Below are 14028 nucleotides of genomic sequence, written 5' to 3'. Positions count from 1 at the left end.
ACCGGATGTCGGAGGGCTCACCTACCGTGATGGCCATGACGAACCAGACGCATCCGACGCTCGAGCCCGACGTGCTCGACGAGCCCTGCCTCCGCTGCGGCTCCGCCGCGGTGCGCGTGATCGTGTACGGCCCCCTCGACTTCGAGGTCGAGGCGACGGACGCCCCGTCCGCCGGCGCCCACGCCGACGACCCGATCTTCGACTGCCGCGACTGCGGCTTCGAGTGGGGCGAGTCGATCCGCGACCTGCTCAGCTGACCCCCAGGCCGATTCCGGCTCTCCCCGACGTCCGGTGAGGGTGGCCGAACCGTCAGAACCCGGCGGCGTCGGGCGAGACCTCGTCCTCGAGGAGTTCCTCGCGGATGCGACGCAGGTCCTCCATGAGCGAGCCGACGAGGATCCAGTGGTCGGACTTGGGCGGCGAGATCACGAGCGGCGACGTGAGCGCCGGCACGGCCGAGGTGAGCGGCTGCGGCTCCACGTCGGCGAGGTGCACCGCCAGCCGCACGTCGTGCGCGGCACGGCGGAGCTGCTCGGCGATCGCGCGCACGGTGGGCTCCTCGTGCAGCCCGTCGTCGTAGTGGTCGACGAAGGCGCGCGTCATGCCGACGACCTGGGTGACGATCGGGCTCAGCCGATTCAGCAGCTTGCGCTGCTCGGCGAGGTCGCCGCGGTGCGCCGAGCGCCGCGGGTTGAGGGTCAGGGACTCCTCGGCCTCGGCGATGGCGGCATCCGCGGCGTCGCGCATGGGGCGCATCAGCCGCGCCTCGATCATGAGGCCGTTCAGGTCGGCCGGCTGCTGCGGCGTCTCGAGGGCCGTCGCGAGACGGTCGACGGATGCCGCGAGCTCGCCGCCGAGCCGGGCGAGGTGGTCGCGCGACGGCGCCACGAGCACGGGCGGCACGATGAGGACGTTCACGACGATGCCGATCGCGGCGCCGATGAGCGTCTCGATGACCCGGTCGAGGGCGTACTCCGGGGAGGTGCCGCCGAGCGCGAGCACGAGCATCGCGCTGATCGCGACCTGGTTGGACGTACCCGTGGTCATGCGCAGCGCCCACGCGATGAGGATCGCGGCGACGATCGCGACGAGCACCACCCACCCGGCGGGTCCGAAGACGAGGCCGAGCGCCGACGCGATCACGACGCCCGCGATGACGCCGACGCTGCGTTCGACGGCCTTGCCGAGCGACTGGTTCACGCTCGGCTGCACGACGAGCAGCGCGGCGATCGCGGCGAACACCGGCAGCGGGCCGGGGATCAGCCACCCGGCGACCAGCCACGCGGCGACCGTCGCGACCGCCGACTTCAGGACCTGGAGCAGCGGTGACCGCTTCGTGGCCCGGAACCGCTCCGACACGCGGAGCCGTTCCGGGACGCGCATCGAGAACCGCATGCGCCCCACGCTAGCGGGGCGTCACCCGGCCTGCGCCGTGTCGCGCTTCGGCAGCTTCCAGTCCGGGCGCACGAAGTGGCAGGTGTAGCCCCAGGGGATGCGCTGCAGGTAGTCCTGGTGCTCCGGCTCGGCCTCCCAGAACGCGCCGGCCGGGGCGACCTCGGTCACGACCGGGCCGGGCCAGATGCCCGACGCGTCGACATCCGCGATCGTGTCGATCGCCGTGTCGTGCTGCTCGGCGCTCGTGGGGTAGATCGCCGACCGGTAGCTGGTGCCGATGTCGTTGCCCTGGCGGTTCTTCGTGGTCGGGTCGTGGATCTGGAAGAAGAACTCCAGCAGCTCGCGGTAGCTGAGCTTCGCGGGGTCGAACACGACCTCGATCGCCTCGGCGTGCGAGCCGTGGTTGCGGTAGGTCGCGTTCGGCACGTCGCCGCCCGAGTAGCCCACGCGCGTGCCGAGCACGCCGGGCATCTTGCGGATGAGCTCCTCCATGCCCCAGAAGCAGCCGCCCGCGAGGACGGCGGTCTCGGCTCCGGGCAGGGTCGTGATGGCGCCGGGGGTGGTCATGCGCGGTCCTCGCTCTCGGTGGTGGTGCGGGCGGATGCTGCGGCATCCGCCGTCTCGAACAGGTGGCGGTACTCGCCGTAGCCCTCGGCCTCGAGGTCGTCGAGGTGGACGAAGCGGAGCGCCGCGGAGTTGATGCAGTAGCGCAGGCCGCCGGCCTCGGTGGGGCCGTCGTCGAAGACGTGGCCGAGGTGGCTGTCGGCGCCCGACGAGCGGACCTCGACCCGCTTCATGAACAGCGAGCGGTCGACGTGCTCGGTCACGGCGCCGTCGTCGATCGGGCGGGTGAAGCTCGGCCAGCCGGAGCGGCTGTCGTACTTGTGCACGCTGGCGAACAGCGGCTGCCCCGACACGACGTCGACGTAGAGCCCCGGATCGTGGTTGTTCCAGTACTCGTTGCGGAACGCCGGCTCGGTCGCGTCGTCCTGGGTGACCTTGCGCTGCAAGGGGGTGAGGCGGGCGATCGCCTCGGGAGTGCTGCGGTAGTCGTGGGACACGGTTCCTCCTCCTGGACGCCATGGTCGCCGCCGGCTGCGGCGCCCGAACGCGACACTGCACGGGGCGGTGTCGTGGCGTCATCCGGAACAACCGTCGAGCGGGCCGGGCTGTTCCGCGATCCGGCCCGCCTGGCTGTGGGTTCGCTGTGACAGGATCGCCCCATGGCCGATCGTCTGATGCTGCTCGACACCGCTTCGCTGTACTTCCGTGCGTTCTACGGCGTGCCCGACTCGATCCGGCGCGCCGACGGCACGCCCGTGAACGCGGTGCGCGGGCTGCTCGACATGATCGCGAAGCTCGCGAGCGACTTCGAGCCGACCCATCTCGTCGCCTGCTGGGACGACGACTGGCGGCCGCAGTGGCGGGTCGACCTCATCCCGAGCTACAAGGCGCACCGTGTGGAGGAGGTCGTGGCGGGCGGGCCCGACGTCGAGGAGGTGCCCGACCCGCTCGAGGCGCAGGTGCCGATGATCCGCGAGGTGCTGGGCCTGCTCGGCATCCCGGTGGTGGGCGTCGCCGAGCACGAGGCCGACGACGTCATCGGCACGATGGCGACGCAGGCGACGATGCCGGTCGACGTCGTCACGGGCGACCGCGACCTGTTCCAGCTCGTCGACGACGAGCGCGGGATCCGCGTGATCTACACCGCGCGCGGCATGAGCCGGCTCGAGCTGGTGACCGGCGAGTGGGTCGTCGCGAAGTACGGCATCGAGGCGTCGCAGTACGCCGACTTCGCGGTGCTGCGCGGCGACACGTCCGACGGCCTCCCGGGCGTCGCGGGCATCGGCGAGAAGACGGCCGCCGGGCTCCTGGGCGACTTCGGCTCCCTCGACGCGATGCTCGTGGTGGCGTCGGGCGATCCGGATGTCGCGGACGCCGCCCCGCGGATGTCGGCCACCATGCGCGCCAAGCTCGCGGGCGCCCACGACTACCTCGCGGTCGCGCCCCGGGTCGTGAACGTCGTCCGCGACCTCGAACTCCCGTCGGCCGAGGAGGCCGGCGCCCGCCTCGCGCCCCCGGCCGACGGGCCCCGTGAGGCGCTGCTCGCGCTCGCCGACGAGTGGAACCTCGGCGGCGCGGTGCCCCGCGTGCTCGCCGCGCTCGACCGCACGAGCTGAACGGCGGCCGCGGCGCCTCCGGCCGGTCCGGTGCGCGCGGGCGCGCCCTCGGGCCGACCGCCCTGCGGCGCCGTTAGCCTGCGGAGATGAACCGGACCACTCGCATCGGACCAGCGCCCGCCGTCACGCTCCTGGCCGGCGCGGTCGCGCTCGCCGGCCTCCTGGCCGGGTGCGCCCCCGGGGACCCCGGCCCGACCACCACGCCGAGCGCGCCGCCGACGACGAGCGAGCCCGCCGAGACGACGCCGCCCGCCACCGAGACCGCGCCGCCGTCCGAGGAGCCCGCCGCCCGCGGCGCGGGCAGCTCGCTCGAGGCGATCGACGCGTACGCGCTCTGCCGCGCCCAGACCGGCCGCTTCTACGGCGACCCGGGCCGGACGGTGTTCGCGCCCTTCGACGCGGCGACGGTGCTGCAGCGCGACGACGGGCTCTGGTACGTCTACATGGACGTCGAGGACCCGAGCCAGGAACCGGAGCTCGTCGACGTCGCGGGCAGCGAGTGCATCGTCGGCGGCACCATGGGCGAGCCGCAGTGGGAGCTGTTCGGGTCGATCGCGCGCGACGTCGCCGACGAGTCGATCGCCGACTACAACCGACCGCTCGGGGGAGCCTGACCCGCGGCATCCGCTCGCATCAGGTGGGGACGCCGGGCCGCGCCGGTGCCGACGCCGGCAGCCAGTGCTCGGGCGCGGGCAGCTCGACCCCGCCGGATGCCGCGACGATGACGACGAACGCGTAGGCCGCGACGAGGATGGCGAGGCCGCCCAGCACCATCGCGGCGGGCACCGCCCACGAGATCCGGACGCCCTCCCGGCGGTACCGCGGCGCCGCCATGCCGGCGACCCAGATCGCCACGGTCCCGAAGCCGGCGATCCACACCGTGCGGAGCGCGTCGCCCTCGAGCGGGGCGAAGACGGCGATGCCGAGCGCGCCGACGCCCATGAAGAGGGCGGCCCAGGCGAACAGGCGGGCCATGCCGAGTCCGCCGACATCCGTCTGGTCCTGCCACCACGGGGTCGGATCGCGCGGGTCCTGCTCGGCCGGCTCGCTCATGGGTCGATCGTACGCGGGCGCCGCACCCATCGGTCGGCGGGGGTGGACGGCGGTCCGGCCCCGCCCTGAGAATGGGCGGGGCCGTCGCGCGACGGCGACGAGGGGGAGCGGCATGGGCAAGCGGATCTGCGTCACCGGGGCGTCGGGCCTCGCCGGGCGGGCGGTCGTGACCGACCTGCTCGAGCACGGCTACGAGGTGCTCGCGACCGACGTGGTGGCGCCGTCACCGCTCCTGCCGGCGCGGTGGTCGCGGCCCGACCTGACCTACACGCAGGCCGACCTGACCGATGCCGGCGATGCGTTCGAGGTGATCGACGGGGTGGACGCGGTCGCGCACCTCGCGGCGATCCCCGCGCCGTCCATCTTCACGCCCGCCCGCACGCTGAACGTCAACAACGCGGTGAACTCGAACGTCTTCCTCGCCGCCGCACGCGCCGGGGTCGAGCGGGTCGTGTGGGCCTCGAGCGAGACGACGCTGGGCCTCGACTTCACCCGGGACGCCCCGCCGGCCTACCTGCCCATCGACGAGGACCACTACCCGCGGCCGACGACGACCTACTCGCTCTCGAAGGTGCTCGGCGAGACCATGGCCGAGCACATCTCGGACTGGTCCGGCATCCCGTTCGTCGCGCTGCGGTTCTCGAACGTCATCGACCCGGACCGCTACGGCGAGTTCCCCGGGTTCGAGGAGGCGCCCGAGTCGCGGCTGTTCAACGCGTTCGGCTACATCGACGTGCGGGATGCCGCGGCATCCGTTCGCCTCGCCCTCGAAGCCGACGTGACCGGGGCCCGCAGCTACGTGATCGCGAACCGCGACACCGTCATGTCGCGGTCGACGGCGGCGCTCATCGAGGAGTTCTTCCCGGGCGTCGAGCTGCGGCGGGAGTTCGGCGAGCACGAGTCGCTCTTCGCGATCGACCGGGCGCGGGCCGAGCTCGGCTTCGAACCGCAGCACGGCTGGCGCGACGCCTGACGACTTCCGGCCTCAGCTCCGCGGCGGCGCGATGGACTCGCGTTCGACGAGGCGCTGGGGCAGGACCACGTGCTCGGTCGGCGCGCCGTCGCCGGCGATGCGCCGGATGAGCAGCCGCGCGGCCTCGGCGCCGATCTCGTGGATGGGCTGGGCCATGACGGTGATGCCGGGGGCGGACAGGCTGGTCCAGTCGGCGTCGTCGAACGCGACGAGCGACACGTCGTCGGGGATCCGGCGCCCCAACGTGCGGAGCTCCCGGAAGGCGGCCTGCGCGATGAGGCTGTCGGAGGCGACGATGGCGGTGATGCCGTCGTCGACGAGCGCACGGACGACCGCCGGCACGCCGTCGCGCGCGTTCAGGCGGACGAACCGCGCGGGATCGTCGACGCCCGCGTCGGCGAGCGCCCCGACGAACCCGCGCACGCGGTCGTCGACCGAGCTCGAGCCGAGTCGATCGCCGACCCGGTACTCGTCGGCGTGCGCGATGGTCGACACGAACGCGATCCGGCGGTGTCCGGCGTCGAGCAGCAGCTGGGCGAGTCGTCGCGCGCCCGCGAGGTTGTCGGCGACGACCGTGTCGACGTCGAGCCCGTCGGCGACGCGGTCGAACAGGACCATCGGCCGGGCCCGCTCGACCGCCTCCCGCAGGCTCGACGGGTCGGTGGTGGAGGCGGGCGCCACGAGGATGCCGTCGACGCGCTTGGCCAGCAGCACCGAGATCGCGTTCTCCTCGGCGACGGCGTGCTCGTCGGAGTTCAGCAGGATCAGGTCGTAGCCGGCGGCCTTCGCGACATCCGCCGCCCCTCGCGTCGCCTGGGCGAAGAACGGGTTCTCGATGTCGCCGACGATGATGCCGATGGAGTTGGACCGGCCGGTGGTCATCGTCTTGGCCAGGGCGTTCGGGTGGTAGCCGAGCTGCTCGGCCGCGGCCTGGACGCGGTCGCGCACGGCCTCGCTGGCGGCGCCGTAGCCGCCGAGGACGCGGGCCGCCGTCGCCTTCGACACCTTGGCCGCGGCGGCGACGTCGCTGACCGTGACCTCCCTGCGGCCGTTCAGCGGATCCACCGGCATTCGAGCACTCCTCGGAAAAAGTTGTTGACGGATGTCTCGAGCGACGGTTAGTGTGCCGGAAACGCATTGAGACCGGTCTCAATCTACGCGATTGAGACCGGTCTCAACAAGAGCCGGGCCGCACCAGCCCGCCCCGCGTCCGCACCACCCGAGCACCACCCGACCAGCACCACCACCCACATTCCGAACCGAAGGAACGCACCGTGAAGCAGCGCACCCTCCTCCGCCGCACGGCCGTCGCGGCCGTCGCCGCGGCCACCGCCCTCGTCCTGTCCGCCTGCGCCAGCGGCGCCGCGGGAGACCAGGCGACCGACGCGGCCGACGACAACCCGTACGGCCTCATCACCCCCGGCCAGATCCGCGTGGCGAGCCTCGGCGACGCCAAGCCCTACACCTTCACCGACGAGAGCGGCGAGTTCACCGGCTTCGACGTCGAGCTGTTCACCGACGTCGCCGGCCGCATCGGCATCGACGACGTCGTGTTCACCGGCCAGGACTTCTCGGGCCTGCTCGCCGCCGTCGCCAACGGGCAGTTCGACGTCGGCGTCGCCGCGATCGGCATCACCGAGGAGCGCCAGCAGACCGTCGACTTCTCCGACGGCTACCTGGCCGGCTACCTCACCGTCATGGCGAGCCCCGACGCCGACATCGCCGACGAGGACGACCTCGCCGGGAAGCGTCTCGGCGTCGTGCAGGGCACCCTGCAGGAGGCGTACGCGGTCAAGAACTTCACCGAGACCGAGCTCGTCCGCTTCCCCGACAACAACGCGGCGATCTCCGCGGTGAACTCCGGCGCGGTCGACGCGCACTTCCTCGACTACGAGGCCGCCAAGGAGTACGCGGCGCAGTACGGCCTGGAGAACGCCATCGACATCCCGTCGTTCGACGCCCCCGCCGGCTTCGCCATCGCCAAGGGCAAGCCCGAGTTCCAGGAGGCCCTCAACGAGGCCCTGCACGAGGCCATGGAGGACGGCACCTGGAAGGAGCTCTACCAGAAGTGGTTCCCGGGCTCGCCCATGCCCGAGCAGTACCTGCCCTCGAGCGAGCAGGGCGAGTAGCCCTCGCCTCGCGTCCCGGTGCGGGCCGCCCGCAGCACTCCCGCGGCCCGCACCGGACCACCACCCGAACAAACGGAGCACATCATGGACTGGCTCGACAACCTCGTCGCCACCTTCCTCGACTTCGACGCGATGTGGCAGGTGTTCCCGCAGCTGCTCGGCGTCGGCCTCGTGAACACGCTCGTCATCTCGATCGCGGCCACCGTCATCGGCGTCGTGCTCGGCATGATCGTCGCGATCATGGGCATCTCGCGCTCGCGCTGGCTGCGCGTGCCCGCCCGCATCTACACCGACGTCTTCCGCGGCCTGCCCGCGATCCTCACCATCCTGCTCATCGGCCAGGGCTTCGCACGGATGAGCCAGCAGATCTTCGGCCCGTCGCCGTACCCGCTCGGCATCCTCGCCCTCAGCCTCATCGCGAGCGCGTACATCGGCGAGATCTTCCGCGCCGGCATCCAGAGCGTCGACCGCGGCCAGCTCGAGGCGTGCCGCGCGCTCGGCATGAGCTACGGCAGCGCCATGCGCCTCGTGGTCGTGCCGCAGGGCGTGCGCCGGGTCCTGCCCGCGCTCGTCAACCAGTTCATCGCGATCGTGAAGGACTCGAGCCTGGTCTACTTCCTGGGCCTGCTCGTGTCCGAGCGCGAGCTGTTCCGGGTCGGCCAGGACGCCGCCGTCCTCACCGGCAACCTGTCGCCGCTCGTGATGGCCGGCCTCTTCTACCTCGTGATCACCGTGCCGCTGACGCACCTCGTGAACCACTTCGACGAGCGGTTCCGCACCGGCCGACGCAAGGCGGCGCCGCCCAAGAGCGGCCTCGACGAGGTCGAGGAGCAGCAGACCCCGCCGACCGCACTCACCTACGGGAGCAACACATGACGTACACGTCTCCGGTGCCGATCACCGACGGGCACCTCTACACCGGCTCCAGCCTCGAGCTGCGCGGGCTCACCATGGCCTACGGCGACATCGAGGTGCTCCGCGACGTGAGCCTCACCGTCGAGCCGGGCACCACCACGTGCATCATCGGCCCGTCCGGTTCGGGCAAGTCGACGCTGCTGCGCGGGGTGAACCGCCTGCACGAGCCGAGCGGCGGCGACGTCCTCCTCGCGGGCGAGAGCGTGCTGCGCCAGAAGCCCGACGTCGTGCGGCGACGGATCGGCCTGGTGTTCCAGCACTTCAACCTGTTCCCCGACCACACCGCGCTCGAGAACGTCGCGCTCGCCCTGCGCAACGTGAAGCGGATGTCGCGGGCCGAGGCGAACCGCATCGCGCACGAGCGGCTCGCCGAGGTCGGGCTGGCCGAGCGCGCCGACCACCGCCCGCGCGACCTGTCCGGCGGGCAGCAGCAGCGGGTGGCCATCGCCCGGGCGCTCGCGATGGAGCCCGAGGTCATGCTCTTCGACGAGGCCACCAGCGCGCTCGACCCCGAGCTCGTGAAGGGCGTGCTGAGCCTCATGGCCCAGCTCGCCCAGCGCGGCATGACCATGCTCGTCGTCACCCACGAGATGGGCTTCGCCCGCCGGGTCGCCGACCAGGTCGTGTTCATGGACGAGGGTCGCGTCGTCGAGCACGGCCACCCCGATGACCTCTTCGACCGCCCGCAGAGCCCGCGCCTGCGCCGCTTCCTCAGCGAGGTGCTGTGATGACGGATGCCGCATCCGCCCACGTCGGCGACCCCATCCGCACCGCCGTCGTCGGCTTCGGCACCAGCGGGCGGGTGTTCCACGCCCCGTTCCTCGATGCCGATCCGGCGTACTCGCTCGACGTCATCGTGACGCGGGACGGATCCCGTCGCGCGGCCGCCGCGGCGCGGCATCCGTCGGCGGCGACCGTCGCCACGGTCGACGACCTGTGGGCGGCCGCCGACCGGCTCGACCTCGTCGTGATCGGCTCGCCGAGCGGCACGCACGCGGCGCTCGCCGACGCGGCGCTCGATGCGGGCCTCGATGTCGTCGTCGACAAGCCGTTCGCCGTCACCGCCGACGAGGGCCGGGCGCTCATCGCGAAGGCGGCGCGGCTCGGCCGGACGCTGACGGTGTTCCAGAACCGCCGGTGGGACGGCGACTTCCGCACGGTGCGTCGACTCGTGGAGTCCGACGCGCTCGGCGAGGTGCGCCGGTTCGAGTCGCGCTTCGAGTGGTGGAAGCCGCAGCCGCCCGCCTCGTGGAAGACCGAGGCGACGCCCGCCGACGGCGGCGGCATCCTCTACGACCTCGGCACGCACCTCGTCGACCAGGCCGTGCAGCTGTTCGGTCCGGTCGCGGAGCTGACCGCCGAGATCGATCGCCGGCGCCCCGGCGCTGCGGCCGACGACGACGTGTTCGTCGCGCTCCGACACGAGTCGGGCGTTCGGTCGCACCTCTGGATGAACGCCGTCGCGCCCGTATTCGGCCCGCGCTTCCACGTCCTGGGCTCCCGCGCGGGGTACACGAGCTGGGGCCTGGACGGCCAGGAGCCCGCGCTCATCGCGGGCGCGCTGCCGACCGACCCCGGCTTCGGCGAGACGCCGGGGGCGCGGTGGGGCGTGCTCGGCGTCGACGGCGCCGCCCGGCCCGTCCCGACCGATCGCGGGGACTACGGCGAGTTCTACCGCCTCCTCGCCGCCGCGATCCGCGACGGCGCGCCCGTGCCCGTGGACCCGGCCGACGCGGTCGCCGTGCTCGAGCTCATCGAGCAGGCGCACGCCGCGGCATCCGTCACCGCCTGACCGCGCAACGCACCGATCACCCGAACCACCTGGGAAGGAACCCCACCCATGTCTGCAATCGAACCGAAGCCCGTCGTCGTCATCGGCGGCGGCATCCTCGGCGCCTCGACGGCCGCGCACCTCGCGCGGGCCGGCGCGCCGGTCACCCTCGTCACTGCCGGTGCGCTGGCCGACGGCGCGTCGGGCCGTTCCATCGCCTGGCTGAACTCGTCCGGCGACCGCTCGCCGGCCTACCACTACCTGCGCCTGCTGGCGCTCGACCGGTACCGCACCTGGAGCGTCCGTCACCCGGAGAGCCGCAGCTACCTGCGGTTCGACGGCGCGATGAAGTGGGCGGGCCCGGGGGAGAGCCTGCGGCAGACCTTCGCGTTCGAGCGCGCGGGCGGCTACGACGCCCTCTGGGTCGAGCGCGACGACGTGGCCTCGGTCGCGCCCGACGTCGACCCGGCCTCGGTCGCGGAGGAGGGCGCGATCTTCAACGCCGGCGAGGGATGGGTGAGCCTGCCCGACCTCATCGCGGCACTCGTCGAGGAGGCCGTCGCCGACGGCGCCACCGTGGTCGAGCGCGCCGGTGACGTGCGCGTCGACGTGCGGGACGGCGCAGCGGCGGGCGTGATCCTCGGCGACGGCACCCGGGTGCCCGCCGAGCGGGTCGTGCTGGCCACGGGCGGCGACGTGCCGGCGCAGCTCGCGGCCCTCGGCGTCACCGTGCCGGACGCCACGCCGGCCGCCTTCGTGCTGTTCACCGATCCGGTCGCCGTCGAGGTGCGCACCGTGCTCAACACGCCCCGCGTGGCCGTGCGCCCCACGCCCGACGGCCGGCTCGTGCTCGACGCCGACTGGGCCGAGAAGTCCGTCGCGGTCGCCGACGACGGCACCGTCACGGTGCCCGATGAGGCCGTGCAGGGCCTGCTCGACGCGGCCTCCGAGGTGCTCGCGGGCAACCCGCGCCTCACGGCGGAGCGCGTCGGCGCGGGACTCAAGCCGATCCCGGGCGACGGCGAGCCGGTCGCCGGTGCGGTCCCCGCCATCCCGGGCCTCTACACCCTGTTCACGCACTCCGGCGCGACGCTCGGCCTCATCCTCGGGGAACTGCTCGCCGAGGAGATCCTGACGGGAACCCCGTCGCCCGTGCTCGCGTCGTTCCGCGTCGACCGGTTCGCGGCGATCGACGCGACCGAGGCGGTCGGCACGGGTGCGTGGGCGCCCGTCACGGCCTAGCCGCGTCCCGTTCCCAGAGTGCGACGGGGGCCCGCCGTCATGGCGGGCCCCCGTCGGCGTTCACTCGTGCACGCCCGTGACGTCCGGGTCCTCCTCGGGCTCGAACGTGTTCTTCTCCTCGGTGACGCCGACGCCGACGCCGTCCGGCGCGTCCGGGATCGTGCCCTGGCTGCCGGCGCCGTCCTGGCGGTCGTCGCCCGCGGTGCCCGTGCGGTCCTCGCGGTCCTCCTCGGGTGGGATGTCGCTCATGGTCGCTCCTCTCCTCCGTGGTCCCTCCACGCTCGCAGCATCCGTTCGTCGCGGCCAGCGCTTGACAATCCCAGCGCGCACCCAGCCGCCACGTAATCGACACGTGTAGATTAGACGCGTACCCGGAGCCATCCGACCCCGGGCCCAGAAGGCAACGGATGCCGCGGGCCGATCGCCCGCGGCGAGACAAGGAGCGTCAACATGGCACGCGTCAGCGGCAAGGTCGCACTCATCAGCGGTGGAGCACGGGGCATGGGGGCGTCGCACGCCCGCCTGCTCGTGGCGGAGGGCGCGAAGGTGGTGATCGGCGACCTGCTCGACGACGAGGGCGCGGCGCTCGCGGCCGAACTCGGCGACGAGCACGCGCGGTACGTGCACCTCGACGTGACCGACTACGCCCAGTGGGAGTCGGCCGTCGCGGCGGCGACCGAGGCGTTCGGCCGGCTCGACATCGTGGTGAACAACGCCGGCATCGCCAACTTCGGCCCGATCGAGGAGTACCCGATCGACGCCTGGCAGAAGATCATCGACATCAACCTCACCGGGGTGTTCTACGGCATCAAGGCCGCGATCCCCGCGCTGAAGGAGTCGGGCGCCGGCTCGATCATCAACATCTCCTCGACCGCCGGCCTGCAGGGCTACGAAGCGCTGCCCGGCTACAACGCGGCGAAGTTCGGCGTGCGCGGCCTCACGAAGAACGCCGCCCTCGACCTCGGGCGCTACAACATCCGCGTGAACTCGGTGCACCCGGGCGTCATCCGCACCCCGATGACCGAGGAGCTGGAGACGCCGCAGAACCACGTGGCGCTGCACCGCGTCGGCGAGCCCATCGAGCTGTCGAACCTCATCCTGTTCCTCGCGAGCGACGAGTCGAGCTTCTCGACCGGCGCCGAGTTCGTCGCCGACGGCGGCGAGACCGCGGGGCTCGCGCACTACGAGAGCTGAGCCGGCGCCCGATGCGCCCCCTCGAGCGGATGCCGCGGCCTCGCGTCGCGGCATCCGCTCGCCCGTTCGATGCCGCCCAGGGCGGACCGGGGTCAGGGGCGGACGAGCCCGAGGTCGACGAGGCTCCGCGCCGCGGCCAGCACGGCCTCCTCGCGCGGGAGCGGCGTCCAGCCGAGCAGGCGGGTCGCCTTCTCGTGCGACGCGTCGACGCGCCGGCCGAGTTCGGCGGCGATCGTCCGCGCCTCCCCGACGAACGGGGCCGCGGCGCGGACCACCCAGTCGGGCAGCACCCGCGTCGTCGCACGGCGGGCCCGGTCGCCGAGTTCGGCGCGCATGAGCAGCGACAGCTCCCGGTACTCGAACGCGTCGCCCGACACGGCGAGGAACCGTTCGCCCGCGGCATCCGGATGCCGCATCGCGCGCACGTGCAGGTCGGCGACGTCGCGCACGTCGACCGCGTTCACCGTGCCGCGCGGCACCGCAGGGTACTTGCCGTTGAGGAGCGCGAGCAGCAGCTCGAGCGAGGCCGATAGGTCGGTGCCGATCGCCGGACCGAAGATGCCGACCGGGTTCACCGTCGCCAGTTCGAGGTCGCCGCCCTCCCGGCCCACGAAGTCCCACGCCGCGCGCTCGGCCAGCGTCTTCGACCGCACGTACGGCGTGATCGTTCGCGAGGACGGGTCGGTCCAGTCCTCCTCGGTGAACCGGCGGCCGGGATGCGTCCCGTAGCCGATCGCCGCGAACGACGACGTCAGCACCACCCGCCGCACTCCCGCATCGCGGGCCGCGCGCAGCACCCGCAGCGCCCCGTCGCGGGCGGGCACGATGAGCTCGTCCTCGTCCTTCGGCTGGCGCGCCGGGAACGGCGAGGCCACGTGGAGCACGTGCGTGGCCCCCTGCACGCCCGCCGGCCAGCCCGCGTCGTCGAGCAGGTCGGCCGTCGCGACCTCGAGTCCGGCCGGATCGGCCCCCGCGAGCCGCACCAGCGCACGCAGGTCGTCGGCCCGCTGCGGGTGCCGCACGGTCGCCCGCTCGCGCGTGCCATCGGCGAGGAGTCGCACGATGCAGTGGAGGGCCACGAACCCCGTGCCGCCCGTCACCAGGACCAGTTCGTCGTCCATGCGCACCTCCGGGACGGACTCTACCGGGCGGTCCCGAGCGTGCGGCGAGCCGCGG

The 14028-nt window shown here is 73.0% G+C and carries 17 protein-coding genes; 10 read left to right on the top strand and 7 right to left on the bottom strand.

Annotated elements, in window-relative coordinates; genetic code table 11:
• Positions 1-35 precede the first annotated feature (35 nt).
• Complete coding sequence (locus RH861_RS12125) at positions 36-257, top strand: hypothetical protein (protein ID WP_310521181.1); 222 nt, start codon at positions 36-38, stop codon at positions 255-257.
• Between the two features lie 52 nt (positions 258-309).
• On the opposite strand, the gene RH861_RS12120 is transcribed toward RH861_RS12125, so the two are convergent.
• Genes RH861_RS12120 through msrB form a run of 3 tightly spaced genes read right to left on the bottom strand, consistent with a single transcriptional unit; the run spans position 310 to position 2456 of the window.
• The gene (locus RH861_RS12120; RefSeq protein ID WP_310521180.1) at positions 310-1395 is read right to left on the bottom strand and encodes an FUSC family protein; all 1086 of its coding nucleotides are present in this window, start codon (positions 1393-1395) and stop codon (positions 310-312) included.
• 21 nt (positions 1396-1416) lie between these two features.
• Positions 1417-1962 (bottom strand): peptide-methionine (S)-S-oxide reductase MsrA, encoded by a 546-nt coding sequence (gene msrA, locus RH861_RS12115; RefSeq protein ID WP_310521179.1) that lies wholly within the window; start codon positions 1960-1962, stop codon positions 1417-1419.
• Positions 1959-2456 carry a peptide-methionine (R)-S-oxide reductase MsrB gene (gene msrB, locus RH861_RS12110; protein ID WP_310521178.1) on the bottom strand — a complete coding sequence of 166 codons (498 nt, stop codon included), beginning with the start codon at positions 2454-2456 and terminating at the stop codon, positions 1959-1961. Before msrB ends, msrA begins: the two co-directional genes overlap by 4 nt.
• A 162-nt stretch (positions 2457-2618) precedes the next feature.
• Here msrB and RH861_RS12105 point away from each other — a divergent pair, with 162 nt between their 5' ends.
• Both RH861_RS12105 and RH861_RS12100 read left to right on the top strand, forming a co-directional pair.
• Positions 2619-3575 (top strand): 5'-3' exonuclease, encoded by a 957-nt coding sequence (locus RH861_RS12105; RefSeq protein ID WP_310521177.1) that lies wholly within the window; start codon positions 2619-2621, stop codon positions 3573-3575.
• An 86-nt stretch (positions 3576-3661) separates the two neighbouring features.
• On the top strand, positions 3662-4189 hold the full coding sequence (locus RH861_RS12100; RefSeq protein WP_310521176.1) for a hypothetical protein: 528 nt from the start codon (positions 3662-3664) through the stop codon (positions 4187-4189).
• Positions 4190-4208: 19 nt separating this feature from the next.
• On the opposite strand, the gene RH861_RS12095 is transcribed toward RH861_RS12100, so the two are convergent.
• Positions 4209-4628 carry a hypothetical protein gene (locus RH861_RS12095; RefSeq protein ID WP_310521175.1) on the bottom strand — a complete coding sequence of 140 codons (420 nt, stop codon included), beginning with the start codon at positions 4626-4628 and terminating at the stop codon, positions 4209-4211.
• A 112-nt stretch (positions 4629-4740) separates the two neighbouring features.
• Between RH861_RS12095 and RH861_RS12090 the strand changes: the two genes are divergently transcribed.
• On the top strand, positions 4741-5601 hold the full coding sequence (locus RH861_RS12090; RefSeq protein ID WP_310521174.1) for an NAD-dependent epimerase/dehydratase family protein: 861 nt from the start codon (positions 4741-4743) through the stop codon (positions 5599-5601).
• A 12-nt stretch (positions 5602-5613) separates the two neighbouring features.
• On the opposite strand, the gene RH861_RS12085 is transcribed toward RH861_RS12090, so the two are convergent.
• Positions 5614-6672, bottom strand: coding sequence for a LacI family DNA-binding transcriptional regulator (locus tag RH861_RS12085; RefSeq protein WP_310521173.1), 1059 nt, complete (start codon positions 6670-6672; stop codon positions 5614-5616).
• Between the two features lie 203 nt (positions 6673-6875).
• On the opposite strand from RH861_RS12085, the gene RH861_RS12080 reads away from it, so the two are divergent.
• The 5 genes from RH861_RS12080 (at position 6876) to RH861_RS12060 (ending at position 11658) form a co-directional block, all read left to right on the top strand.
• Complete coding sequence (locus tag RH861_RS12080) at positions 6876-7730, top strand: ABC transporter substrate-binding protein (RefSeq protein WP_248599733.1); 855 nt, start codon at positions 6876-6878, stop codon at positions 7728-7730.
• 84 nt (positions 7731-7814) lie between these two features.
• Positions 7815-8606, top strand: coding sequence for an amino acid ABC transporter permease (locus RH861_RS12075; RefSeq protein WP_310521172.1), 792 nt, complete (start codon positions 7815-7817; stop codon positions 8604-8606).
• Positions 8603-9373 carry an amino acid ABC transporter ATP-binding protein gene (locus RH861_RS12070; RefSeq protein ID WP_310521171.1) on the top strand — a complete coding sequence of 257 codons (771 nt, stop codon included), beginning with the start codon at positions 8603-8605 and terminating at the stop codon, positions 9371-9373. The genes RH861_RS12075 and RH861_RS12070 overlap by 4 nt, the downstream gene beginning before the upstream one ends.
• Positions 9373-10437, top strand: a complete 1065-nt coding sequence (locus tag RH861_RS12065) for a Gfo/Idh/MocA family protein (protein ID WP_310521170.1) — start codon at positions 9373-9375, stop codon at positions 10435-10437. The genes RH861_RS12070 and RH861_RS12065 overlap by 1 nt, the downstream gene beginning before the upstream one ends.
• A gap of 48 nt (positions 10438-10485) precedes the next feature.
• Entirely contained in the window at positions 10486-11658 is a 1173-nt protein-coding gene (locus RH861_RS12060; protein ID WP_310521169.1) for an NAD(P)/FAD-dependent oxidoreductase, read from the top strand.
• A 60-nt stretch (positions 11659-11718) separates the two neighbouring features.
• On the opposite strand, the gene RH861_RS12055 is transcribed toward RH861_RS12060, so the two are convergent.
• Complete coding sequence (locus RH861_RS12055; RefSeq protein ID WP_310521168.1) at positions 11719-11907, bottom strand: hypothetical protein; 189 nt, start codon at positions 11905-11907, stop codon at positions 11719-11721.
• 201 nt (positions 11908-12108) lie between these two features.
• Here RH861_RS12055 and RH861_RS12050 point away from each other — a divergent pair, with 201 nt between their 5' ends.
• Positions 12109-12852 carry a glucose 1-dehydrogenase gene (locus RH861_RS12050; protein ID WP_310521167.1) on the top strand — a complete coding sequence of 248 codons (744 nt, stop codon included), beginning with the start codon at positions 12109-12111 and terminating at the stop codon, positions 12850-12852.
• Positions 12853-12944: 92 nt separating this feature from the next.
• Here RH861_RS12050 and RH861_RS12045 read toward each other — a convergent pair whose 3' ends face one another.
• Positions 12945-13973 carry an NAD-dependent epimerase/dehydratase family protein gene (locus RH861_RS12045; RefSeq protein WP_310521166.1) on the bottom strand — a complete coding sequence of 343 codons (1029 nt, stop codon included), beginning with the start codon at positions 13971-13973 and terminating at the stop codon, positions 12945-12947.
• Positions 13974-14028 lie beyond the last annotated feature (55 nt).

Source organism: Agromyces indicus (assembly GCF_031432295.1).
GTDB classification, from domain to species: domain Bacteria; phylum Actinomycetota; class Actinomycetes; order Actinomycetales; family Microbacteriaceae; genus Agromyces; species Agromyces indicus.
The sequence above is the reverse complement of the archived record's forward strand: the minus strand, read 5'-3'. Positions and strand labels throughout refer to the sequence as shown.